The following is a 21,807-nucleotide window of genomic DNA, read 5'->3' on the forward strand; positions in this document are numbered from 1 at the left end:
GGCGGCGCGCCGCGCCGACCCGAGAATCTCATGACACGAACGAGCCGGTTTCGGAGATGGTCGGGCCAGGCCGACCATGACGCGTCAATCAGTAGCGCGGCGTCGCGAAGGTGTTGGCGAAGGGGTTGCTGCCAGCGCCGATGCGGCCTGGCAGGGCGCCCTCGCCATAAAGATCGCCGCTGCCGGCATAGACCGGGGTCGCCGCCATATGCTGGCTCGCATAGCGGTTGAGCGAGCCGACCGGGACGACGTTGCCGGGGTCGAGATAGCTGCGCTTTTGCACCGTGATCCGCAGCGGCCCACGGCGGTTCTGGGCTTCGGCAATGGTCGCCAGCACGGTCGAGGTCGCCATGGCGAGGGTGAGGACGGCTGCAAGGCGCTTGAACGACGTCATGGCGAGGTCTCCGGAGGCGGGTTTCATTCACATAGCAATGCAGGGGAGGCGCCGAAAGATGCCCGGTGCCCGTCACAATCTCGTCAGGTTTCCGCGGGGCCAGGCACCGTTCGCCGCCCGCTGAGCTTTGCCGGCTTTTTGCGGGGCCGGGGCAAGGCCTTGGCCGGTTCGGGCTCCGCCTTCTTCACCTTCAGTGCCGGAGCGGCGGCTTCCGCGTCGAGCCAGGAGGCCTTGCGCCCGCTGGAGGCGAGATGGGCGCGCTCGCAGGATCCCGTGCGCCGCAGTTCCGAGGCGGCAAAGGCGGCGCGAAGCTGCTGGTCGCCGGCGGCGTTCACCAGGTCCAGCCGCTCGATCAGGCAGGTCAGCTGGCGCCGGTCGCTCGGCTTGCCTGCGGCGCACCACCAGCCGCGCAAGGCGAAGCCCGCCACGCCGCTCGTGGAGCGGAAGGCGATGCAACTGCGGCTGGCCTGACCATCGCCGAGCTCGACATCGGCGGTTTCCAGCAGGCCAAAGCGAGTCTCGACCGGCACGGGGGCGCTGCTGCGGGTGACCGACAGGGCAAGCTCGGCCGCCTCGCGCGCCAGGGCCACGGTGAAGGACCGCGCGGGGGCCGCGGCCATGTCTCCCGTGCGCAACGCCAGCAGGAGATGCGGTTTTGGCTCCGCGAGGCTGCCATAGCTCAACAGGTCTTCGCGGGCGCCGTCGCTGCTGCGGGCCGCGAGCGAGGGGCTGGCTCGGCCCAGTTCGGGCGCGTCCAGATTGAACATGGCGATCGGACGGGTGACGGGAATCCAGGAGAGGTGCGAGGGGACGGTCTGCTCCGCCGCCGCGGTGGAGCGCCCGGCATCGGGCATCGCCAGGGCGGCCAAGCGCGATTTGGAATCGTCCCGCGCCGACAGTCCCGTCACCAGCGTCGCGGCAAAGCCGATGCCGGCGAGCGCGGCCGCGCTGCGCCAGAGCAGCGCCCCGGTGAGGCCCATGCCCCGGCTCGGCGCCAACCAGCGCAGCGCCTGCCAGATCTTGCCTGCCGCAAATTCGATCGCATCGGCTGCCGCGATCAGGGCGGGAACCGCATCGATCCGCCCGGCGCGTGCCAGGCCGGCGCGGAAAGCTGCCCATGCTCTCGACGAGGCCGGCCCGAACCGAGCCACCCCAGCCCGAAGGCAGGCCTTGGCGTTTTCCGAAACCCGAAACAACCCGTTACTCCCGCGCAGCCTGGGCGCGCTCCCGGTGAACCAGGCCAGGGTGAGGGCGAAGTCTGGCTTGCCGGTTACCGGGCCCGGGCAAATGCCAGTCAGCGTGAACGGCGGGTCAAGAAGCAGGGTTAACCGCGGCTGTGATGCCCGGCGATTGACTTTTTCAGCGCGGGGGTGTTCTCACACGGTGCGGCGCCTCGCGTGCCGGCCTTGCGAAGTTTCAGCCCTTCGGGATTGGTTCCGTGACCCTGCGTCCGACGACGACGAAACGCACGACCAAAACGACGTCCGGGAAAGCCGGCACGTCGCGCTGACGCTTCGCCTCGGTTCCGGGTCCATCTCCCCCCGGCGGGGGCAGATCGCCGAACCGGCCCGCAGACGCGGCCGGGCGGCTCCCCAAGGGAGATCCGAACCGAGCCATCCGCAAAGGATAAGATCAGATGAGTTTCAAGGTCGCAGTCGCCGGGGCCACCGGCAATGTGGGCCGCGAGATGCTGGACATTCTCGCCGAGCGCGCCTTCCCCGTGTCCGAGGTCGTGGCGCTGGCCTCCTCCCGCTCGGTCGGCACCGAGGTCTCGTTCGGCGACAGGACGCTGAAGGTGAAGGCGCTCGAGCATCACGATTTCTCCGACACCGACATCTGCCTGATGTCGGCCGGAGGCGAGGTTTCGAAGGAGTGGTCGCCGAAGATCGGTGCGCAGGGCTGCGTCGTGATCGACAACTCCTCGGCCTGGCGGACCCATCCGGACGTGCCGCTGATCGTGCCCGAGGTGAACGCCGCCGCGGCCGCCGGCTTCACCAAGATGAACATCATCGCCAATCCGAACTGCTCGACCGCGCAGCTCGTCGTGGCGTTGAAGCCGCTGCATGACAAGTATGGGGTCAAGCGTGTCGTCGTCTCGACCTATCAGTCGGTCTCCGGCGCCGGCAAGGAGGGCATGGACGAGCTCTTCAACCAGACCCGGGCCGTGTTCTCGGCCGGCGAAGTGACGACCAAGAAGTTCCCCAAGCGCATCTCCTTCAACCTGATCCCGCAGATCGACGTCTTCATGGAGGACGGCTACACGAAGGAAGAGTGGAAGATGATGGTCGAGACCAAGAAGATCCTCGACCCGAAGATCAAGCTGACCGCGACCTGCGTGCGCGTGCCGGTCTTCATTGGCCATTCGGAAAGCGTGAACATCGAGTGCGAGAAGCCGATCACGGCCGATGAGGCGCGCGAGGTGCTGCGCAGGGCCCCCGGCATCCTGGTGATCGACAAGCACGAGCCCGGCGGCTACATCACCCCGCATGAGGCGGCCGGCGAGGACGCGACCTATATCTCGCGCATCCGCGAGGATGCGACCGTCGAGAACGGCCTCGCCTTCTGGTGCGTGTCCGACAATCTGCGCAAGGGCGCTGCGCTGAACGCGATCCAGATCGCTGAAGTGCTGGTCAATCGCAAGCTGATCCAGCCGCGCAAGCAGGCTGCCTGAGACCTATCGCGCGTTCCAGCGCTGCCCAAGATCGGGCCGGTCGCCCGTCCATGCCCCCGTGCATGGGCGGGAGACCGTCTTTGCGCGTGGATGCGTCTGGCAAACCGGCTAAGGCTTGCGCATTCCCGCGTGCGAACCGAGCCCTTGCCCAACGCTCCCCTGCCTGAACCACCTGTCATCCCTTCGCAGCCAGGCGGGCCGCTTCGCATCGACAATTCCGCCCGCGGCATCGCGCTCGTGCTGCTCGCCTCCATTTTCATGTGCAGCGGGGACATCGCCTCCAAATATCTCGCGACCAGCCTGCCCGCGCTCCAGATCACCTGGATGCGGTACGGGACCTTTGCCGCGATCATGCTCGCCACCGTCTGCTTCACCGGCGGCTTCCACCGGATGAAGACCCGCCGGCCCGGCCTGCAGGTGGTGCGGGCCCTTGGCGTCACGGTGTCCTCGATCCTGTTCGTGGCGGCCCTGCGCGACCTGCCGATGGCGGACGCGACCGCCACCTCCTTCGTGTCGCCGCTGTTCGTGACGGCTCTTTCCATTCCGATCCTGGGCGAAGTCGTCGGCTGGCGGCGTTGGCTGGCGACCATCGTCGGGCTGGTCGGCGTGCTGGTCGTGGTGCGTCCCGGCGGCGACGGCTTCCATGGCGCGTCGCTTTTCGTGCTCGGCTCGTCGTTCTTCTGGGCGCTCTCCCTGATCACGACCCGCATGATGAGCCGGACCGAGATTCCCGTGGTGACACTGGCCTATTCCGCCACGATCGGCTTCGTCCTGCTCTCGCTGGCGGTGCCGTTCAGCTGGCAGGCGCTGGATCTCAAGGCGGTTCTGGTCGGCGCGTTCGTCGGCGGCATCTCGACGATCGGGCACATCTTCCTGATCCAGGCTTTCCGCTATGCGGACGCCTCGCTGCTGGCGCCCTTTGCCTATTCGCAACTGCTCTGGGCCTCGATCTTCGGCTATCTCGTATTCGCCGCCATGCCGGATATCTGGACCTATGTCGGCGCGGCGATCATCGCCGGGTCGGGACTCTATACCGCCCACAGGGAGCGTCTCCGCGCGCGCCGGGTCGCCACCGGCAGCCAGGCACGGCGATAAGGCGACGCAGGAGAAAGAGCCGCTTTCGATCGATGATCCAGACGGGGGCGCTTCAGCGCCCGTAGCGCGCCATGAACATGGCGGTCGCTTCCTCGACGACATGGTCGATCTCCGCCTCGCTCGGCGCGGTGCGGATGGCATTGAACAGGCGTGGACGCGTCAGCGTCGACTGGCACAGATCGAGGAACTGCACCGCAGCGAGATAGGTGTCGTCGATGGCGAGCTTGCCTTCGGCGGTCATGCGGTCGAGATAGCGCGCAAGCTGCTGGGAGCCCAGCACCGGGCCTTTCTCATAGAAGTCACGGCCGAGCTCCGGCATGCGCTCGGCCACGCCGATCACGACGCGATGAGCACTGACGGCCAGTTCGCTGTTGATCATGCGAGCGAGGCAACGTCCGAAATTGCCGAGAGCGCGGACGGGATCGGGGTCCTCGTTCAGCGCCTCCATCGCCGCGCTCTTCTGCGCCTCGCGCTCGCGCTGGATCAGCGCGACGAAGAGATGCTCCTTGTCCTCGAAATAGACGTAGAGCGTGCCTTTCGAGACCTTCGCGGCCGCGGCGATGTCGCTCATGCTGGCCGCGTCGAAGCCGCGCGCGGTAAAGACGTGCTGGGCACCATCGAGGATCTGACGGTGCTTTTCCGGATCGGCCCCGGCGATACGGCGATTTCGGGGGCCCGATTTCACGATTGTTTTGGAATTCGCCTGCATGATCAACGCTGGGGTGCGACTCCTCGCCGCAGGTCCAAGAAAGAATCGAACCAGTTGGTTCGATCTGACTTGATATGCGTCAAAGCCCGCGCTATTTCAAGCGCAATCGAACCGTTTGGTTCGAATTGAACGCAGGACGCATCATGTCTGCCGAGACCGCCTCCGAACCGCGCCGCGACCGACTGAAGCTGGTCGATCCTCATGCCGCCACCCAGCAGGCCGAGCCCGAATCCGTGACGGCCCGGGAGGCGCCCCGCGCCCCGGCGCAGGAGGCGCCTCCCCCGGAGGTCTCTGCTGCTGCGGAGAAGCCGAAGGGCAAGAGCCCCCTCAAGCGCGGCGCCCTGATGCTCGTCGCCGCCGCCGCACTCGGTGCCGGCGTCTGGTACGGTATCGACTGGTGGCGCAATGGCCGCTTCATCGTCTCGACCGACGACGCCTATGTCGGCGCGGAGATGGCCACGGTTTCGGCCAAGCTCGCCGCGAACATTGCATCGGTCTCGATCGTGCAGAACCAGGAGGTCAAGGCAGGGCAGCCGCTGGTCGCGCTCGACGATGGCGACTGGCGCATCGCGCTCGACAGCGCCCGCGCCAAGACGGCCACCGCACAGGCGACGCTGGCACGCATCGACAGCCAGATCGAGGCCGGCCGCGCCGGGCTGACGCAGGCGCAGGCCCAGCAGGTTTCGGCCGAGGCCGCCGTCACGCGTACCGCGGCCGATTACGAGCGTGCCAACAGCCTGGCCGCCAAATCCTATGGTTCACAGGCGACGCTGGATGCCGCGACGGCCGGCCGCGACCAGGCCGCCGCCGCGCTCGCCAGCGCCAAGGCCGGCGTGGCGCAGGCCGACGCCAACATCAAGGTGTTGCAGGCGCAGCGCGTCGAAGCGGCCCGCCAGATCGACGAGCTCAAGGTGGCCGAGCAGAAGGCGGAGCGCGATCTGAGCTTCACCAGGATCAACGCGCCGATCGACGGCATCGTCGCCAACACCAATGTCCAGCTCGGCGATCTCGTCAGCGCGGGCAAGCGGCTGATGTCGATCGTTCCGCTCGATCAGGTCTATGTCGATGCGAACTTCAAGGAGACGCAGGTCGCGCCGCTCAAGATCGGGGACCGGGCGAAGATCACGGTCGATGCGCTGCCGGACCAGGTCTTTCACGGCACGGTCAGCGGCATCGCCGGCGGCACCGGCTCGGTCTTCACCTTGCTGCCGCCCGACAATGCCACCGGCAATTTCACCAAGATCGTCCAGCGCGTGCCGATCCGCCTGACGCTCGACAAGGCCGATACCGCGCGGCATGTGCTGCGGCCCGGCATGTCGGTCGTCGTCTCGATCGATCCGCGGCCTGCTGCGCAGCGCTGAGAACGACCGAAACCGCACCATCGTCCCGGTCGACCGACAGGAAGGCCGGGACCCAGTCCTGAACCTCGCCGGGTCGCTCCGGCATCGTCCGGGCCGGCGCCGCCCCCGGCAACGACCCGCCCGCCGTCAGGTTCACGAGAAGGATCGGCCGCCATGGCCACCGCGACGCTCGATATGCCGGCTGCCAGGCCAGCCGAAGAGGCCATCCCGATTCGGCGCATCCTCGCCTTCGTCGCGATGGTGTTCGGCATGTTCATGGCGATCCTGGACATCCAGATCGTCTCGGCCTCGCTCGCCGAGATCCAGGCCGGGCTCTCGGCCTCCTCTGACGAGATCGCCTGGGTCCAGACGGCGTATCTGATCGCGGAAGTGATCATGATCCCGCTCTCGGGCTATCTCAGCCGGGCCCTCTCGACCCGGGTCTTCTTCTCGATCGCCGCAGCGGGCTTCACCATTTCCAGCGTGCTCTGCGCGATGTCGTCCTCGATCAACGAGATGATCCTGTGGCGCGCCGTGCAGGGTTTCATCGGCGGCGGCATGATCCCCGGCGTCTTCGCCGCGGCCTTCACCATCTTCCCGCCTTCGAAGCGACCGATCGTCTCGCCGATCATCGGGCTCGTCGCCACGCTGGCACCGACGATCGGCCCCACCGTCGGCGGTTATCTCAGCAACGCCTTCTCCTGGCACTGGCTGTTCCTGGTCAATGTCGTGCCCGGGATCGGCGTCACGCTCGCGGCCTGGACGCTGATCGATTTCGACAAGCCCGACCACGGCCTGCTCAAGCGGTTCGACTGGCTGGGGCTCGCCAGCATGGCGGCCTTCCTCGGCAGCCTGGAATTCGTGCTCGAGGAGGGGACGCGGCTCGACTGGTTCGAGAGCGAGGAGATCGTGATCTTCTCCGGCGTGATGGTGGTGGGCGCGGCCGCGTTCTTCTGGCGTGCGCTGACGCGGGACGATCCGCTCGTCGATCTCCATGCGTTCAAGGACCGCAACTTCGCCTTCGGCTCCCTGTTCTCCTTCTGCATGGGTATCGGCCTCTACGGGCTGACCTATCTCTACCCGGTCTATCTCGGGCGCATCCGCGGCTATGACGCGCTGATGATCGGCGAGACGATGTTCGTCACCGGCCTGTGCATGTTCCTGACCGCGCCCATTGCCGGCCGGCTCTCGGCCAAGCTCGACCCGCGCGTGATGATGATGATCGGCTTCAGCGCCTTCGGACTGGGGACCTGGATCGCGTCGCACATCACCTCGGACTGGGATTTCCACGAGTTGCTGTGGCCGCAGGTGCTGCGCGGCTGCGGGCTGATGCTGTGCATGGTGCCGATCAACAACATCGCGCTGGGCTCGCTGCCGCCGCATCTGCTCAAGAACGCCTCCGGCCTCTACAACCTCACCCGCAATCTCGGCGGGGCGGTGGGGCTGGCGGTGATCAACACCATGCTGAACACGCGGACCGACCTGCATATCACGCGGCTGCATTCCATGGTCGCAGCCGGCCGGCAGGTGGCGGAGGAGGCGATCGCGAACACGACCCGCAGTTTTGCCGATTTCGGCGATGCGGCCCAGACGATGGCGCTGCAGGTCATCAGCCAGCGGGCCCACAAGCAGGCGATGATCCTGGCCTTTGGCGACGTCTTTCTGGCGCTGACGGCAATCTTCGTGGTTCTCGTCGTGCTGACGCTGTTCCTGCGCAAGCCGCCGGCGCCGAAGCCGGGCGCCGCTGGCGCCGGGCACTGAGCCCGTCTCCGACCGCGCCGGAACTGGGCCGCGCGTCCCGGGCATGGCTGCCTGCGCACAGCCTGCGACCTCGCCTCCATTGACTTCAGGCAAGGCATTCGGCAAATATGATAGCAATATCAGTAGTTTAGATATTTTCTAAACTACGCAGCCGGGCGGCCGGCGCAGTGGAAGGCGTTTGGAATGAGCATTTTGGGCGGAAAGGATCGCGAGCGGCAGGCTGTGACGGCGGAGCAGATTCCGTGGCCGCAGAAGAGCCCGACCTCGTGCCCCATCAGCTCCGTGAAGGCGCGGCTGCGCTCCGCCGGCCTGCGGCCGACGCGGCAGCGCATGGCGCTGGGCTGGCTGCTCTTCGCCAAGGGCGACCGGCATGTCAGCGCCGAGATGCTCTATGAGGAGGCGCTGCGGGCGCGCGAGCCGCTTTCGCTCGCCACCGTCTACAACACGCTGCGCCAGTTCTCGGAAGCAGGGCTGCTGCGCCAGGTTTCGGTCTCCGGCCCGAAGACCTTCTTCGACACCAACGTCTCCGAGCATCACCATTTCTACAACGAGGACGACGAGACGGTCACCGATATCCCCGGCTCGATGATCCATGTTTCCGGGCTGCCAGAGGCGCCGGAAGGCATGGAGATCTCATCGGTCGAGGTCATCGTCCGCCTGCGCCAGGCCGACGGCACCGTCGTCGAGCGGAAGCGGGTTTCGAACCACCACGCGTGATCGTCTGCGCATCATGATCGTCTGCTCCTGCAACGTCCTTTCCTGCCGCCAGATCAAGGGCACGATCGCCCCTGACGGCAGCGGTCCCACGACCGCAGGGGAAGCCTATGACTGCCTGGGATGCAGCCCTGATTGCGGTCGCTGCGCCCGCGAGGTCCGGGCCATCCTGGCGGAGGCGCGCGCCGCCTGTGCCACGCAGTGCGGCAGCTGCGCCAACCGCGACATCGAGTGCGCAGTCCATGTCAGCGTCGGGCGTATGCTGGACGGCCTGGAACTGCCTCTGGACGCGGCGGCGGCCTGAGGCGCCCACGGCTCGGCCGCTGCATCCGGCCCGTCGCCATTTTCCGCTTCCCAAGCCTTGCAAGCCCGTCTACATTAGGATCATTCTAATGTAGAGCGCGAGGAGCCGCACGATGCAGGGCGACAAGAAGGTCATCGACTATCTCAACAAGGGGCTGCGCTCCGAGCTCACCGCGATCAACCAGTACTGGCTGCACTACCGGATGCTCGACAATTGGGGGCTGAAGGAGATGGCCAAGACCTGGAAGAAGGAGTCGATCGAGGAGATGGTCCATGCCGACCGCTTCGTCGACCGCATCCTGTTCCTCGAGGGCTTCCCCAATCTGCAGACGCTCGACCAGCTCCGCATCGGCGAGAACGTCAAGGAGGTGATCGAGTGCGACCTCAAGGCCGAGGTCGAGGCGCGGGCCCTGTATCAGGAAGCCGCCCGTTATTGCCGCGAGGTCGGGGACTATCCGTCCGAGGACCTGTTCAAGGCGCTGATGAAGGACGAGGAAGGACATATCGACTTCCTCGAAACGCAGCTCGACCTGATCGGCCGCATCGGCCTGGAACTCTATACGCAGAAGCACATGGGCGGCCTGGAGGGCGACGATCACGCGCACTAGCGCCTGATCGATCCGGCGGCCGCCTTGGGGCGGTGCAGTCCGCGAACGATTGCCTGGGACCGTTCGGAGCGTTTCCGAACCGCCGGGCTTGAAAACGAGATGCGAAGCCGGCCCCGAAAGCGGCCGGCTTTGTCGTCACCCGACTGTCGGCCCCGTTCTTCTTGCCGGGAGCCCGTTCTTTGGAGAGGGCAGGATGATGACAGCCATGGTGATGTCGGTCAGCGCGGATGCAGGGCATCGCTTCAGCAAGCCCGTGGTGGATTCGATCCGGCTTCTGAAAGGCGTGGGCGTCGAGGGCGACGCGCATTGCGGCGAGACGGTGAAGCATCGCTCGCGTGTCGCCGTCGATCCGACCCAGCCCAATCTGCGCCAGGTCCATCTCCTTCATGCCGAACTGCTGGACGAGGTGAACGCCGCGGGGTTCCGCGTCGCGCCGGGCCAGATGGGCGAGAACATCCTCATACGCGGGCTCGATCTTCTCGCCCTGCCGACGGGCGTCCAGCTGAGGCTCGGGCGAACGGCAGTGGTCGAGATCACAGGGCTGCGCAACCCCTGCGCCCAGATCGATGCGTTCCGGCCGGGGCTTCTCAAGGCCGTGCTCGGGCGCGACGCGGAAGGCCGCATCGTCCGCAAGGCGGGGATCATGGGAATCGTGCTGGAAGGCGGCGACGTACGCCGGGGCGATATGGTCACGGTGACGCTGCCCGCGCCGCCTCACCGGCCACTGGAGCGGGTCTGAGCCCGCGAAAAAGCCCGCCGGCCGAAGCCGACGGGCCTGAATAATGCGAGTCTGCCTGCTTCAGATGAAGCTGACGTTCGCCGCTTCCGGACCCTTGCGGCCGGCACGGATCGAGAAGCGCACGCGCTGCCCGTCCATCGGCGCCTGCAGGCCGCTGCGGCCGAGCGAGGAGACGTGCAGGAACACGTCCGGCCCGCCCTGGTCCGGCGCGATGAAGCCGAAGCCGCGGTCGGAGTTGAAGAACTTCACGGCACCGTCATAGGGGCCTTCGAGCGGGCCGCTGTCGCGGTCCTGGAAGCCGCCGCCACGCGGGCCACGATCGCCACCGCCGAAGCCGCCGCGGTCGAAGCCGCCGCGATCGCCACCGCGGTCGAACCCGCCACGGTCACCGCCGCGATCGAAGCCGCCGCCACCGAACTGATCCCGCGGAGGGCGAGGAGCGAAGCTGCGCGGAGCGGCCGCCGGCGAAGCCGTCGAGGCGTCGATCTCGTGGACCGCCACGACCTGCAATCCGCGCCGGCCTTCGCCGAGGTCTGCGACAATCGTCGCGCCGGGCTGCAAATCCTGCTGATCGAGCGGGCCGATCGCCGAAACGTGGAGAAACACGTCCGGCGAACCGTCGGACGGCGAGGCAAAACCGAACCCCTTCTCGGGGTCGAACCACTTGATCTTGGCTTCGATATTTTCGTGCGTGACGAAGGGCTGAGCAGCAGCAGGCTTGCGACGATCGAACATGGAGCTTCAGGTATGAGTGACCGGGAGCCCGCAACTTAGCTCATGCCGCGCGCGCCGTCATCGGGGTCACGCTGAAATTATTGCACGCCATTTACGCTCGGACAGTGCTTTTTTTGGCGCCTTCCCCAGCTCAGTTTCCGGTTGCGCGCCATGTTCTTGCGCGAATTCTTGGCCGATTGCATGATCTCGCGGCATCATGCACCACATTTGGAGTGTCCAAGGCCTTGCATTTGCCGTGATCAGGCGCGATCTGACGGCAGCTAGGGAAAAACGCCTCCTGTTCGACAGCGCCAAGCGCGTTACGGGAGATGAACATGGTTCGCTCGACGATGGCCGGCTTGTCCGGCAAAGGCGAGATCCGCAGGCTCTGGTTGTCCGAGCGCGATCTCTTCATGCAGCACCTGTTGCGCCTCGACCCGCTCACGCGCCGGCAGCGCTTCGGCACAGCCGTCAATGACGGGTTCCTCGAGCATTACGCCGCGACCACCTTCGGCGTCGGCGGGATGGTCTATGCCTATGTCGAGGATGGCGTGGTGCGGGGCGCGGCCGAATTGCGCGGTCTCGACGACCTCGTCGCGCAGACGGGAGAGGCGGCCTTCAGCGTGGAAGATGGCTGGCGGCGCATGGGCATTGGCGGCGCCCTGTTTTCCCGGCTGATCACGGCGGCGCGCAATCGCGGCATCCGCACGCTCTACATGACCTGCCTGCCGCAGAACGCGGCGATGCGCCGCCTCGCCGCGAAGTTCGAGGCCGATGTCGTGAGCGGCTATAGCGATCTCGAAGGGGTCATCGCGACCGGCGGGCCGACGCCTTTCACCGTGCTCGACGAGGCGCTCGACCACGCCCAGAGCTTTGCGACGCTGGCGCTGACGATCCAGAGATCCCTCTGGCCCACCCGGCTGTTGGCGCGCGCTTTCGGTGCGTGAAGGCTGCCTCAGCGGCTGAGCGACAACGAGGCGCCCGACTTCGTCACCGCGCCATCCAGCGAGCCGCCCGACGAGCGCAACCGGGCGGCGACCGTGCCACCCTGCTGGTAGAGATAGACTTCGCCGTCGCGGTAATCCCAGGCTGAGATCTTCTGCAGGTCGCGGTTGGTGCAGCCTGAAGCGCTGGCGCGATAGAGATCGAGCGTCGGCGTGCTGGAGAGGACGACGCGGCAGGTGCCTCCCGTCGCCTCGCGGGCGGTCCAGCCTCCGACCATGCCGTCGCGGCTGGCCGGGCGGGGGCTCGCAGGCGTGCTCGACGGCGCCGGGCCGAGGCCGGCGACCTGGTTGCCGCCCGGCGCGGGAGCCGCTGGCGCAGGTGCCGCGCCGGGCTGGCCGGCGAGCGAGGGCTGGCCCTGCGGTGGCATTCCCGGTGCGGGCGTATAATAGGGATCCTGCGGCGGGGGCAGCGCGCCGCCGGTCGTGGGGGACGGCGAAGAAGGATAGCCGCCCGGTGGCGGAAGCGGCTCGGAGGTGACGGGCGAGGAGCTGATCGCCGGTGCGGCCGGCAGCGGCTGGCTGTAGGCGGGCGCGTTCGCGACCGGACCCGAAAGCCTCTGCGAGCCGGCGCAGGCGCTCAGCGCCAGCAAGGGAAGCAGCGCGAAGGTCTTGCCGAGCTTCAGGCTCTTCGCAGTTATCGTCATGCGGCGCATCCGGTCCCACCAGCCAAACGTTGCGTTACTCTCGTGCCATCACGATGAACGCGGCATGAGCACGCTGTAGCGCACACCACCCCGCTTGCGAACCCGCCGCGGGCCATGATGTTCCGCTCGCCGTTCGAAAAGACAGGGGGCGCCGAGACCGGCGCGCCCCGTCGCCGGGTGCCGGGCGTCTGGCTCAGTCGACCTTGTGCCTGTTCTGCCGGTTCTCGATGAGGTCCTCGACCACGGCCGGATCGGCCAGCGTCGAGGTGTCGCCCAGCGCGCCGAACTCATCCTCGGCGATCTTGCGCAGGATGCGGCGCATGATCTTGCCGGAGCGGGTCTTGGGCAGACCGGGTGCGAACTGGACGAGATCGGGGGAGGCGATCGGGCCGATATCCTTGCGGACCCAGGCGACGAGCTCCTTGCGCAGCGCTTCGGTCGGCTCCTCGCCGGCCATCAGCGTGACATAGGCGTAGATGCCCTGGCCCTTGATGTCGTGCGGATAGCCAACGACCGCCGCTTCCGACACCTTGGGATGGGCGACGAGCGAGGATTCCACCTCGGCCGTGCCCATGCGGTGGCCGGAGACGTTGATGACGTCGTCGACGCGTCCGGTGATCCAGTAATAGCCGTCCGCGTCGCGCCGGCAGCCATCGCCGGTGAAGTACTTGTTCGGATAGGTCGCGAAATAGGTCTCCTCGAAGCGCTTGTGGTCGCCATAGACCGTGCGCATCTGGCCGGGCCAGCTCTCGGCGATGACGAGATTGCCCTCGGTCGCGCCCTCCAGCACCTTGCCCTCGGCATCGACGATCTGCGGCTGCACGCCGAAGAACGGGCGCGTGGCCGAGCCGGGCTTGAGCTTGGTGGCGCCGGGCAGCGGCGTGATCAGGATGCCGCCGGTCTCGGTCTGCCACCAGGTGTCGACGATCGGGCAGCGGTCGTCGCCGACGACGCGGTGATACCACTCCCACGCCTCGGGGTTGATCGGCTCGCCGACCGAGCCCAGCAGCCGCAGCGAGGCGCGGCTGGTTTTCTTCACGGGCTCCTCGCCTGCACCCATCAGGGAACGGATCGCTGTCGGCGCGGTGTAGAAGATGTTGACCTTGTGCTTGTCGATCACCTCCCAGAAGCGGGAGTTCGAGGGATAGGTCGGGATGCCCTCGAACATCAGCGTCGTCGCGCCGTTGGCGAGCGGTCCGTAGAGGATGTAGCTGTGGCCGGTCACCCAGCCGACATCGGCGGTGCACCAGTAGATGTCGCCGTCATGGTAGTCGAACACGTATTGATGCGTGATCGAGGCATAGACGAGATAGCCGCCGGTGGTATGGAGCACGCCCTTGGGCTTGCCGGTCGAGCCCGAGGTGTAGAGGATGAAGAGCGGGTCTTCCGCGCTCATCGGCTCCGCCGGGCAGTCTGCCGATACCTTCGCCGCCTCCTCGTGGTACCAGACGTCGCGGCCTTCCTTCATCGCGACGGTGCCGCCCGTCCGGCGCACCACGATGATGGTCTCGACCGGGGTCTTTTCCGCCGCAGCGTCGACATTGGCCTTGAGCGGCACCTTGCGGCCGCCGCGCAGGCCCTCGTCGGCGGTGATCACCACGGCCGATTCGGCACCCTCGATGCGCCCCGAAAGCGAATCCGGCGAGAAGCCGCCGAAGACGACGGAATGAACGGCGCCGATGCGGGCGCAGGCCAGCATCGCATAGGCCGCCTCGGGGATCATCGGCATGTAGATGGTGACGCGGTCGCCCTTCCTGACGCCCTTCGTCTTCAGGACATTGGCGAACTTGCCGACCTCGGCATGCAGCTCGCGATAGGTGATCCTCCTCGATTCGGACGGATCGTCGCCCTCCCAGACGATCGCGACCTGGTCGCCACGCTTGTCGAGATGCCGATCGATGCAATTGTGGGCGACGTTGGTGACGCCGTCCTCGAACCATTTGATCGAGACCGCGCCCGGCGCGAAGCTGGCGTTACGGACCCTGGTGTAGGGCGTGAACCAGTCGATGCGCCGGCCATGCTCGCCCCAGAAGGTGTCCGGATCGGCGATCGAGGCGGCGTAGAGCTCCTGGTACTTGGCGTCGTCCAGATAGGCCTTTCGCGCCCACTCGGCGGGGACGTCGTAGATCTTCTCGGACATGAACGCTTCTCCTCGGCCCTAGTCATCGGACGAGGCACGGGGCTTCAGCCGCCGCCCGGCCTCATCGCTTTTTGCGCGCCGCGCCATCGACGCGCGCGTTGGAATTGGCGGCATCATAATCCGCGTCGCCGAGGCGGCAAGGCGGAGCGCCCTCGCACTTTGGTGTCACAGACTTTCGGCGGTGCAGCATGAGGCCGTTTGCGGCTGCTCAGCAGCGAGATATCGAGCCTGCGCCTCAGAGACCGCCCATCTTGCAGACGATGTCCCATTCCTCGTCTGTCACCGGCTGGACGGAGAGGCGGAACGAAGTCACCAGCGACATCTTGGCGAGCTTCGGCTCCGCCTTGACCTGCGCCAGCGACACCGGCTTCGGCAGCGTCTTCACGGCCTTGAAATCGACCAGCACCCAGGGCGGGCCCGCCTCGTCCCAGGCATAGGCCTCCTTGATGACCTCGACGATGCCGACGACCTCCAGCCCCTCGTTGGAATGGTAGAAGAAGACCTGCTCGCCCTGCTTCATCGCCATCAGGTTGAGCTTGGCGGTGTGGTTCTTCACCCCGTCCCAATGCGTGCCCTTCGGCCCCGCGGCGACCTGCTGGTCCCAGGACCATTTCGAAGGTTCTGATTTGATCAGCCAGTGAGCCATCGGGACCTCGGCAGTGGGCAATAGGCAGTTGGCAGTCGGATTAGCCGAGATGGCACCGGCTGCCTACTCCCCGTCCTCCTGCGGCACCGGCGGCTGCGATGCGGCCTCGCCCTGCTCGTTCCAGAACCGGACCATCTCGCGGGTCAGCGCGGCGTAGTCCTTCGGCTCGAGCTCGACCCGGACCTCGCCCTCGCCGAAGGGCAGGATCAGCACGAAGCGATGCGTTCCCTCGGCGCGGCGCTTGCGATGCTGGATCACCGGCGTGGCGATGCGGCCGGCGAGCGGAACGGGGCCGCTTTCGGCGACGAGCTCGGAGCCCGTGGTCTTCTTCACCTCGGCGATGCCGCGGGCGATGCGCTTGCCGATATCGGAGAGGTCTCCGGCCATGCTGGTCTCCTAGATTTCCGCGCGGATCGGGCGGGCAAGCAGGGCCGCCACCGCGTCGCGCACGCCAGTCTGCCCGGCTATGATCGCGGCCACGGCCGCGGCGATCGGCATGTCCACGCCCTTGGCGCGCGCCATTTCCGCCAGGATCGGCGCGGTGAAGGCGCCTTCCGCCAGCCTGCCGCCGGACGCTTCGGCCGGCGTGCGGCCCTGGCCCAGAGCGAGCCCATAGGCGAAGTTGCGCGATTGCGGCGAGGCGCAGCTGAGTACGACATCGCCGAGGCCGGACAGGCCCATCAGCGTCTCCGGCTCGGCGCCGTGAGCCTCGCCGAAGCGGCGCAGCTCGGCGAAACCGCGCGCCACCAGCGCGGCCCGCGCGCTCTCGCCGAAGCCGAGCCCGATCGCGATTCCGGCCGCGATGGCGAGGACATTCTTGGCCGCGCCGCCGATCTCGACGCCGCGCACGTCGCTGGCGTGGTAGATGCGGAAGGCCGAAGAGTTCAGGCTCTCCGCCAGGCCCCGGGCCAGAGCGGCGTCTGCCGCGGCGAGGGTCACCGCGGTGGGCAGGCCGCGGCCGATATCCTCGGCGAAGCTCGGACCGGAGAGGATCGCGGTCGCGACCCCCGTCCAGGCTCGCGCGATGATGTCCGTGGCGAAGAGGCCGGTGGCGCGCTCGATGCCCTTGGCGGCGGAGACGACCGGCGCGCCGCGCGGCAGCACGGCGGCCATGGCGACACAGGCCTCACGCAGATGCTGCGTCGGCACGGCGACGATCAGTGCATCGCAGGCGGCGAGATCGCTCAGATTGTCGGTGGCGCGGATGGCCTCTGGCAGAGCGATGCCCGGCAGGCGCGGCGCCTCCCGGTCCCGCTGGATCGCGGCGACGGTGGCGCCGTCCCGGGCCCAGAGCCGGACGCCGCGTCCGGCGCGCGCGGCTGCCAGCGCCAGAGCCGCGCCATAGGCGCCGCCGCCGACGATGCCGATCTCGGCGAAGGCCGGGCCTGTCGTCATGCCGCTGTCGCGGGCTCGGACGGCGACGGGGCGGGGGATGCCGGCTTCGAAGTCAGGCTGTCGAGCGGCCAGCGCGGGCGGGCCACGGCCGACATGTCGTCGACGAGGCCGAGCTTCAGACGCTCCAGCCCGGCCCAGGCGATCATCGCGCCATTGTCACCGCAGAGATTGAGCGGCGGCGCGACCATCGGCAGGCCAGCCTCCGTCGCCAGCCGCGAGAGACCGGCGCGGATCGCCTGGTTGGCCGCGACACCGCCGGCGACGACCAGCGTCGAGGGCGCGATGCCGGCCGTCTTGCAGGCGCGCAGGCCGGCGCGGGTGCGGTCCACCATCACATCGACGATGGCGGCCTGGAAGGAGGCGCAAAGGTCGGCGACATCGTTGTCGGACAGGGGCGCGATGCGCTCGGCGACGAGGCGCACGGCGGTCTTGAGGCCCGACAGCGAGAAATCCGGGTTCGGCCGGCCCTGCATCGGGCGGGGGAAATCGAACCGCTCCGGATCGCCCTTGGCCGCCTCGCGCTCGACCGAGGGGCCGCCCGGATAGGGCAGGCCGAGCATCTTCGCGATCTTGTCGAAGGCCTCTCCCACCGCGTCGTCGATCGTGCCGCCGAGCTTCAGGTAGTCGCCGACCCCGCGCACGGCGAGAAGCTGGGTGTGGCCGCCCGAGACCAGCAGCAGCAGATAGGGGAAGGAGAGGTTGTCGGTGAGCCGCGCGGTCAGGGCATGCGCCTCGAGATGGTTGATCGCGATGAAGGGCTTGCCGGTCGCCAGCGCGATGGCCTTGCCCGCCGTGAGGCCGACCATGACCCCGCCGACGAGGCCCGGTCCGGCAGCGGCCGCGACCGCGTCGATCTCGCCCGGCTTCAGCCCGGCATGGGCGAAGGCGCGGGCGATGATGCGGTCGATCGCCTCGACATGGGCCCGCGCCGCGATCTCCGGGACGACTCCGCCATAGGCCGCATGCGCGGCGATCTGGCTCAGCACCTCGTTGGACAGGATCCTGCTTTCGCCCGAGCGTTCGAGCGAAACGATCGCGGCTGCCGTCTCGTCGCAGGTCGTTTCTATCCCGAGTACGCGCATGGTGGGGCGATCTGTCCTGCTGGAAGGCTGGGCTGAGACACGAAACTCGCAAGCCGGCGGTGGTCCCCCGGCAATTCATCCGTATAGTGCGTGGCAGGCGGGAAGGCCAAGGGCCAAGCGGAAGCCGACGGCTTGGGCTTGGGCTCGCGGCCCCCGCGGAAATGAAGAGAAGGGATGGCGCTCATCATCGTTCCGCCGCAATGCGACCCGATCGCGGGAACCGATCCGGTTCGCGGCACGTCCTGTGATTGTCCGCCCTTCCGTCAGGAGCTGTGAATGCGCGTTCTCGTCTTCCGTCCCCAGAGCGATGCGGAAAAGACCGCGCAGGCGATCTCCGGCCATGGCTTCGAGCCGCTCGTCGCGCCGCTGTTCAAGGTGGTGCCGCTGAACGCGGAGGCGCCCCAGGGCGACTTCGCGGCGATCGTGGTGACCAGCGGCAATGCCGTGCCGATGCTCGCCGGCGGCCCGGCGGCCTGGCGCGCGCTGCCTGTGTTCACGGTCGGGACGCGGACGGCGGCGAAGGTCCGGGCGGCCGGGATGGAGGACGCCCGCAGCGCCGATGGCGACCGCAACGACCTCATCGCCCTGATCGAGCGCACCTTGCCGGCGCCGTCGGCGATCCTGCTTGTCGTCGGGCGCGATCGCAAGGAGGACGTGGCGCAGCGGCTGAGCGATGCCGGCTATGAGGTCTCGGTCTGGGAGGCCTATGCGGCAGAGGCTCTCGATGCCTTGCCGGAGGAGGCTCGCGCCGCCTTGCAGGACGGCAAGGCCGATGCAGCGCTGCATTATTCGGCGCGCGGCGCGGGCACCTTTCTGGACCTCGCCCGCAAGGCCGGCGTCTTCGAACCGGCGCTGGAGCTGACCCATGTGGTGATTTCCGCCGATGCCGCCGCACCCCTGATCGCGGCGGGCGCCAGCACGGTGCTCGTCGCCGAGCATCCGGAGGAAGCCGGCATGCTCGCGGCGCTGGAGCAGGTTTCGCAGCGTGGGGCCGCGACGGAGGCCCCCCGCGCGAGCCCGCAGCGCACTCCGCCGACGATCGATCTTCAGGCCGAGCCCGCGACGGAGGAACCGGCGAAGCCGGAGGATGCAGGTGACCATCCGCCGGAAGCCGTGGCGCCGACCGAGGCGCTGCCGCGCGAGTTCACCCCGCCACCGCCGCGAAGTGCGACCGAGCCGCCTGCGGCTTCGACGCGGGAAGAGCGCCGCCTGCCCTGGGGCGCGATCGCGGCGGCGGGCGTGATCGGCGGCGTCGTCGGCGCGGGGCTCATGCTGTTCGCGCTGCGCGCGAGCTCGCCCGCCATCACGCCGGAGCAGCTCGCGGATATCAGCGGGCGGGTCGATGGTCTGCAGGCCGGCATCGCCGCCAGCGACCGCAAGGCGAGCAGCGCTGCGGAGGCGGCGGGCAAGGCGGGCTCGGAGGTCCAGGCGCTCGCCGGGCGCATCGGTTCGCTGGCGCAGGGCGGCGATCCGGCGGCGATCCAGCGTGCCCAGGCCGCCGCGACGGCGGCCGGTCAGAAGGTCGACCAGCTGGCGGCGCGGCTCGGCACCGTCGAGACCCAGGCGAAGACGGCCGCCGCCGCGAGCCCCGAGGCAATGGCGGCGGCGCGGATCGTCCTGGCCGAGCGCGTGGCCCGGGCGCTCGATGAGGGCAAGGCCTTCGCGGGCGACGTCGCGGCGCTCGCCAGGGGCGGGATCGCTCAGGCCGATCTGGCGCCGCTTTCCGCGGTGGCGAGCACGGGCGCAGCGACGCGCAGCGCCTTGCAGGCGGGATTCCGCAAACACGGCGCGATGTTCCAGCGCGAGGTCACGCCGCAATCGGGAAGCTGGAGCGACAGGCTCTGGGGTCTGGCGAGCCGGATCGTGACGGTGCGTCCCGTCGGCGACAACGGCTCGAACGACCCCGCGACGCTGCCGCTCCGGATCGAGAGCGCCATCGCGTCCGGCGACATGCCGAAGGCCGCGGCGCTCTGGGCGCAGTTGCCCGAGCCGGCGCGGCGTGCGAGTGCCGAATTCGGCGAGGCGCTGCAAAAACGTGCGGCGGCGGATGCCGCCATCGCCAAGATCGGCCAGGATGCCGTCGCCGCGCTCGGCGCGGCCGGCTGAGAGGGGTAGAAGAGGTCCATGGTCCGCGTTCTGGTCTATCTCGCCATCTTTGCCTGCCTTGCCGTGGGCGCCGTCTGGCTGGCCGACCGGCCGGGCGAAATCTCGATGGTCTGGCAGGGCTATCGCATCGACACCAGCGTCGCGATCGGCGCGATCGGCGTCGTGCTGCTCGCCTTCCTGGTGATCCTGCTCTGGGCGATCCTGCGCTTCGTCTTCGGCCTGCCGACGGCGTTCAGCCTGTCGTCGCGCTCGCGCCGCCGCGCCCGGGGCTTCGAGGCCGTTTCGCGCGGCATGGTCGCCATCGGCGCGGGCGACCCCATCGCGGCCGGGCGCTACACCAACGAGGCGCGCCGCTTCGTGCCGAACGAGCCGCTGACCCTGCTGCTCGAGGCGCAGACGGCGCAGCTCTCCGGCAACCGGCCGCAGGCGGAAGCGGCCTTCAAGGCGATGCTCGACCGCTCGGAAACGCGGGTTCTGGGCCTGCGCGGGCTTTTCGTCGAGGCGAAGCGACGCGGCGACATGGCGGCGGCGCGCGCCTTCGCCGACGATGCGGTGCGCCGCTCCCCCTCGCTCGCCTGGGCCAATGACGCGCTGCTCGATTTCCACACCAATGCCGGCGACTGGCAGTCGGCGCGCACCGCCGTGGAGCGCCGCGCCGCCCTGCGCCTGGCCGACAAGGCCGAGGCGCGCCGCCAGCGGGCCGTGCTGCTCGCGGCCGAGGCGATCGAGGCGCGCGATTCGGAGCCCGAGCGGGCGCTCGCAGCGGCGCTGGAGGCCGTCAAGCTTGCGCCTGGCCTGACCCCGGCTGCGACGCTGGCGGGCCGGATGCTCTCCGAGAGGGGGGACATCCGCAAGGCGGCGAAGATCCTGGAAGCTGCCTGGCGCGAGGCCCCGCATCCCGACGTCGCCGCCGCCTATCTCGACGTGCGCCCCGGCGATTCTGCGCTCGATCGCCTGAACAGGGCCAATGCGCTGGCGAAGGTCCGACCGGCCGATCCGGAGAGCGTGCTGGTCGTTGCCGGTGCCGCGATTCATGCCAGGGAATTCCAGAAGGCGCGCGAGACGCTGAAGCCGCTTCTCGCCGGTGGCCCCTCGGTGCGGGCCTGCCTGCTGATGGCGGAGCTGGAAGAAGCCGAGCATGGCGCGGCGGGCCGGGTGCGCGAATGGCTGGCGCGGGCGACACGGGCACCCCATGATGCGGCCTGGGTCGCGGACGGGCTGGTCTCGGACCACTGGATGCCGGTTTCGCCGCTGAGCGGCCGGCTCGACGCCTTCGTCTGGACGGTGCCGCCGGCGACGCTGGGCGGTCGCCCGACGGCGATCGACGACGTGCTCGCCGATCTCGACGATTCGACCCGGCTGATCGAGGCGAAGGCCGACAGCGTGACGACGGTGGAGCCGGTGGCGGTCACTCCGGCGCCAGCGGCTCCCGAGCCGAAGCCGGCCGCGATCGAGACCGCGCCGGCTGCCGCGAGCGAAGAGCCGAAGCCGGAGGCTGCTTCAGGGGGGGCAAGCGCTGCCGGCGCCGAGGCAGTGCCGGCTCCGCCGAAGGTCCACGATCCTGCTCCGGCGAAACCCGTAACGGCCCAGGCCGAGAGCAGCGCTGCTCCGCCGGCCGTCGCCGCCAAGCCGGTGATCTTCCCGGTGGCGCATGCGCCGGACGATCCGGGGCCGGAGACGGAGCCGCCCGGAGAGCCCAGAAAAAGCGGCTTCCGATTGTTCGGGTGAGGCTTGGCCGGGCC

At 68.5% G+C, this 21,807-nt stretch carries 21 protein-coding genes; 11 read left to right on the top strand and 10 right to left on the bottom strand.

Annotated features, from left to right (window positions below):
* Nucleotides 1–88: 88 nt before the first annotated feature.
* Nucleotides 89–394 (bottom strand): hypothetical protein, encoded by a 306-nt coding sequence (locus BW981_RS15855; protein WP_139333794.1) that lies wholly within the window; start codon nt 392–394, stop codon nt 89–91.
* An 83-nt stretch (nt 395–477) separates the two neighbouring features.
* A complete protein-coding gene (locus tag BW981_RS15860) occupies nt 478–1,590 on the bottom strand; it encodes a hypothetical protein (RefSeq protein ID WP_139333795.1) in 1,113 nt (370 codons plus the stop codon).
* 440 nt (nt 1,591–2,030) lie between these two features.
* On the opposite strand from BW981_RS15860, the gene BW981_RS15865 reads away from it, so the two are divergent.
* Nucleotides 2,031–3,065: an aspartate-semialdehyde dehydrogenase gene (locus tag BW981_RS15865; protein WP_076440946.1), complete on the top strand. Its 1,035-nt coding sequence runs from the start codon at nt 2,031–2,033 to the stop codon at nt 3,063–3,065.
* A gap of 144 nt (nt 3,066–3,209) precedes the next feature.
* A complete protein-coding gene (locus BW981_RS15870; protein ID WP_076440948.1) occupies nt 3,210–4,160 on the top strand; it encodes a DMT family transporter in 951 nt (316 codons plus the stop codon).
* Nucleotides 4,161–4,212: 52 nt separating this feature from the next.
* Here BW981_RS15870 and BW981_RS15875 read toward each other — a convergent pair whose 3' ends face one another.
* Nucleotides 4,213–4,869, bottom strand: coding sequence for a TetR/AcrR family transcriptional regulator (locus BW981_RS15875; protein ID WP_076440950.1), 657 nt, complete (start codon nt 4,867–4,869; stop codon nt 4,213–4,215).
* Between the two features lie 143 nt (nt 4,870–5,012).
* Between BW981_RS15875 and BW981_RS15880 the strand changes: the two genes are divergently transcribed.
* The 6 genes from BW981_RS15880 (at nt 5,013) to BW981_RS15905 (ending at nt 10,334) form a co-directional block, all read left to right on the top strand.
* Nucleotides 5,013–6,230, top strand: coding sequence for an HlyD family secretion protein (locus tag BW981_RS15880; RefSeq protein ID WP_076441007.1), 1,218 nt, complete (start codon nt 5,013–5,015; stop codon nt 6,228–6,230).
* Nucleotides 6,231–6,383: 153 nt separating this feature from the next.
* Nucleotides 6,384–7,970: a DHA2 family efflux MFS transporter permease subunit gene (locus BW981_RS15885; protein WP_076440952.1), complete on the top strand. Its 1,587-nt coding sequence runs from the start codon at nt 6,384–6,386 to the stop codon at nt 7,968–7,970.
* 183 nt (nt 7,971–8,153) lie between these two features.
* A complete protein-coding gene (irrA, locus tag BW981_RS15890) occupies nt 8,154–8,687 on the top strand; it encodes an iron response transcriptional regulator IrrA (RefSeq protein ID WP_076440954.1) in 534 nt (177 codons plus the stop codon).
* A gap of 13 nt (nt 8,688–8,700) precedes the next feature.
* Nucleotides 8,701–8,988 carry a (2Fe-2S)-binding protein gene (locus BW981_RS15895; RefSeq protein WP_076440956.1) on the top strand — a complete coding sequence of 96 codons (288 nt, stop codon included), beginning with the start codon at nt 8,701–8,703 and terminating at the stop codon, nt 8,986–8,988.
* Nucleotides 8,989–9,100: 112 nt separating this feature from the next.
* Nucleotides 9,101–9,595, top strand: a complete 495-nt coding sequence (bfr, locus tag BW981_RS15900) for a bacterioferritin (RefSeq protein ID WP_076440958.1) — start codon at nt 9,101–9,103, stop codon at nt 9,593–9,595.
* Nucleotides 9,596–9,791: 196 nt separating this feature from the next.
* Nucleotides 9,792–10,334: an MOSC domain-containing protein gene (locus tag BW981_RS15905; RefSeq protein WP_139333801.1), complete on the top strand. Its 543-nt coding sequence runs from the start codon at nt 9,792–9,794 to the stop codon at nt 10,332–10,334.
* A gap of 60 nt (nt 10,335–10,394) precedes the next feature.
* On the opposite strand, the gene BW981_RS23630 is transcribed toward BW981_RS15905, so the two are convergent.
* Nucleotides 10,395–11,069, bottom strand: a complete 675-nt coding sequence (locus tag BW981_RS23630; RefSeq protein ID WP_076440962.1) for a cold-shock protein — start codon at nt 11,067–11,069, stop codon at nt 10,395–10,397.
* Nucleotides 11,070–11,383: 314 nt separating this feature from the next.
* On the opposite strand from BW981_RS23630, the gene BW981_RS15915 reads away from it, so the two are divergent.
* Nucleotides 11,384–11,995 (top strand): GNAT family N-acetyltransferase, encoded by a 612-nt coding sequence (locus BW981_RS15915; protein ID WP_175624148.1) that lies wholly within the window; start codon nt 11,384–11,386, stop codon nt 11,993–11,995.
* 8 nt (nt 11,996–12,003) lie between these two features.
* Here BW981_RS15915 and BW981_RS15920 read toward each other — a convergent pair whose 3' ends face one another.
* The 6 genes from BW981_RS15920 to tsaD all read right to left on the bottom strand — a co-directional run bounded on the left by BW981_RS15920 (nt 12,004) and on the right by tsaD (nt 17,959).
* Entirely contained in the window at nt 12,004–12,696 is a 693-nt protein-coding gene (locus BW981_RS15920; RefSeq protein ID WP_139333796.1) for an AprI/Inh family metalloprotease inhibitor, read from the bottom strand.
* A 193-nt stretch (nt 12,697–12,889) separates the two neighbouring features.
* Complete coding sequence (gene acs / locus BW981_RS15925; protein WP_076440965.1) at nt 12,890–14,836, bottom strand: acetate--CoA ligase; 1,947 nt, start codon at nt 14,834–14,836, stop codon at nt 12,890–12,892.
* Nucleotides 14,837–15,071: 235 nt separating this feature from the next.
* A complete protein-coding gene (locus BW981_RS15930; RefSeq protein WP_076440966.1) occupies nt 15,072–15,482 on the bottom strand; it encodes an EVE domain-containing protein in 411 nt (136 codons plus the stop codon).
* A gap of 63 nt (nt 15,483–15,545) precedes the next feature.
* Nucleotides 15,546–15,869 carry a hypothetical protein gene (locus BW981_RS15935; RefSeq protein WP_076440968.1) on the bottom strand — a complete coding sequence of 108 codons (324 nt, stop codon included), beginning with the start codon at nt 15,867–15,869 and terminating at the stop codon, nt 15,546–15,548.
* 9 nt (nt 15,870–15,878) lie between these two features.
* Nucleotides 15,879–16,877 carry an NAD(P)H-dependent glycerol-3-phosphate dehydrogenase gene (locus tag BW981_RS15940; RefSeq protein WP_076440969.1) on the bottom strand — a complete coding sequence of 333 codons (999 nt, stop codon included), beginning with the start codon at nt 16,875–16,877 and terminating at the stop codon, nt 15,879–15,881.
* Nucleotides 16,874–17,959, bottom strand: coding sequence for a tRNA (adenosine(37)-N6)-threonylcarbamoyltransferase complex transferase subunit TsaD (gene tsaD, locus BW981_RS15945; protein WP_076440971.1), 1,086 nt, complete (start codon nt 17,957–17,959; stop codon nt 16,874–16,876). Before tsaD ends, BW981_RS15940 begins: the two co-directional genes overlap by 4 nt.
* 276 nt (nt 17,960–18,235) lie before the next feature.
* Between tsaD and BW981_RS15950 the strand changes: the two genes are divergently transcribed.
* Complete coding sequence (locus BW981_RS15950) at nt 18,236–20,065, top strand: uroporphyrinogen-III synthase (protein WP_076440972.1); 1,830 nt, start codon at nt 18,236–18,238, stop codon at nt 20,063–20,065.
* A gap of 18 nt (nt 20,066–20,083) precedes the next feature.
* On the top strand, nt 20,084–21,793 hold the full coding sequence (locus BW981_RS15955) for a heme biosynthesis protein HemY (protein ID WP_076440974.1): 1,710 nt from the start codon (nt 20,084–20,086) through the stop codon (nt 21,791–21,793).
* The last annotated feature ends 14 nt before the right edge of the window (nt 21,794–21,807 follow it).

The organism is Allobosea sp. TND4EK4, from assembly GCF_900156025.1.
In the GTDB taxonomy this organism is placed as follows: Bacteria; Pseudomonadota; Alphaproteobacteria; order Rhizobiales; family Beijerinckiaceae; genus Allobosea.

Coding starts and splice junctions, on each gene's coding strand:
- BW981_RS15920 (WP_139333796.1), bottom strand. CDS start 12,696: ATGACGATAACTGCGAAGAGCCTGAAGCTCGGCAAGACCTTCGCGCTG.
- BW981_RS15955 (WP_076440974.1), top strand. CDS start 20,084: ATGGTCCGCGTTCTGGTCTATCTCGCCATCTTTGCCTGCCTTGCCGTG.
- BW981_RS15880 (WP_076441007.1), top strand. CDS start 5,013: ATGTCTGCCGAGACCGCCTCCGAACCGCGCCGCGACCGACTGAAGCTG.
- BW981_RS15905 (WP_139333801.1), top strand. CDS start 9,792: ATGACAGCCATGGTGATGTCGGTCAGCGCGGATGCAGGGCATCGCTTC.
- BW981_RS15885 (WP_076440952.1), top strand. CDS start 6,384: ATGGCCACCGCGACGCTCGATATGCCGGCTGCCAGGCCAGCCGAAGAG.
- tsaD (WP_076440971.1), bottom strand. CDS start 17,959: ATGCGCGTACTCGGGATAGAAACGACCTGCGACGAGACGGCAGCCGCG.
- BW981_RS15930 (WP_076440966.1), bottom strand. CDS start 15,482: ATGGCTCACTGGCTGATCAAATCAGAACCTTCGAAATGGTCCTGGGAC.
- BW981_RS15875 (WP_076440950.1), bottom strand. CDS start 4,869: ATGCAGGCGAATTCCAAAACAATCGTGAAATCGGGCCCCCGAAATCGC.
- BW981_RS15865 (WP_076440946.1), top strand. CDS start 2,031: ATGAGTTTCAAGGTCGCAGTCGCCGGGGCCACCGGCAATGTGGGCCGC.
- BW981_RS23630 (WP_076440962.1), bottom strand. CDS start 11,069: ATGTTCGATCGTCGCAAGCCTGCTGCTGCTCAGCCCTTCGTCACGCAC.
- irrA (WP_076440954.1), top strand. CDS start 8,154: ATGAGCATTTTGGGCGGAAAGGATCGCGAGCGGCAGGCTGTGACGGCG.
- BW981_RS15855 (WP_139333794.1), bottom strand. CDS start 394: ATGACGTCGTTCAAGCGCCTTGCAGCCGTCCTCACCCTCGCCATGGCG.
- BW981_RS15915 (WP_175624148.1), top strand. CDS start 11,384: ATGGTTCGCTCGACGATGGCCGGCTTGTCCGGCAAAGGCGAGATCCGC.
- acs (WP_076440965.1), bottom strand. CDS start 14,836: ATGTCCGAGAAGATCTACGACGTCCCCGCCGAGTGGGCGCGAAAGGCC.
- BW981_RS15950 (WP_076440972.1), top strand. CDS start 18,236: ATGCGCGTTCTCGTCTTCCGTCCCCAGAGCGATGCGGAAAAGACCGCG.
- BW981_RS15940 (WP_076440969.1), bottom strand. CDS start 16,877: ATGACGACAGGCCCGGCCTTCGCCGAGATCGGCATCGTCGGCGGCGGC.
- BW981_RS15895 (WP_076440956.1), top strand. CDS start 8,701: ATGATCGTCTGCTCCTGCAACGTCCTTTCCTGCCGCCAGATCAAGGGC.
- bfr (WP_076440958.1), top strand. CDS start 9,101: ATGCAGGGCGACAAGAAGGTCATCGACTATCTCAACAAGGGGCTGCGC.
- BW981_RS15935 (WP_076440968.1), bottom strand. CDS start 15,869: ATGGCCGGAGACCTCTCCGATATCGGCAAGCGCATCGCCCGCGGCATC.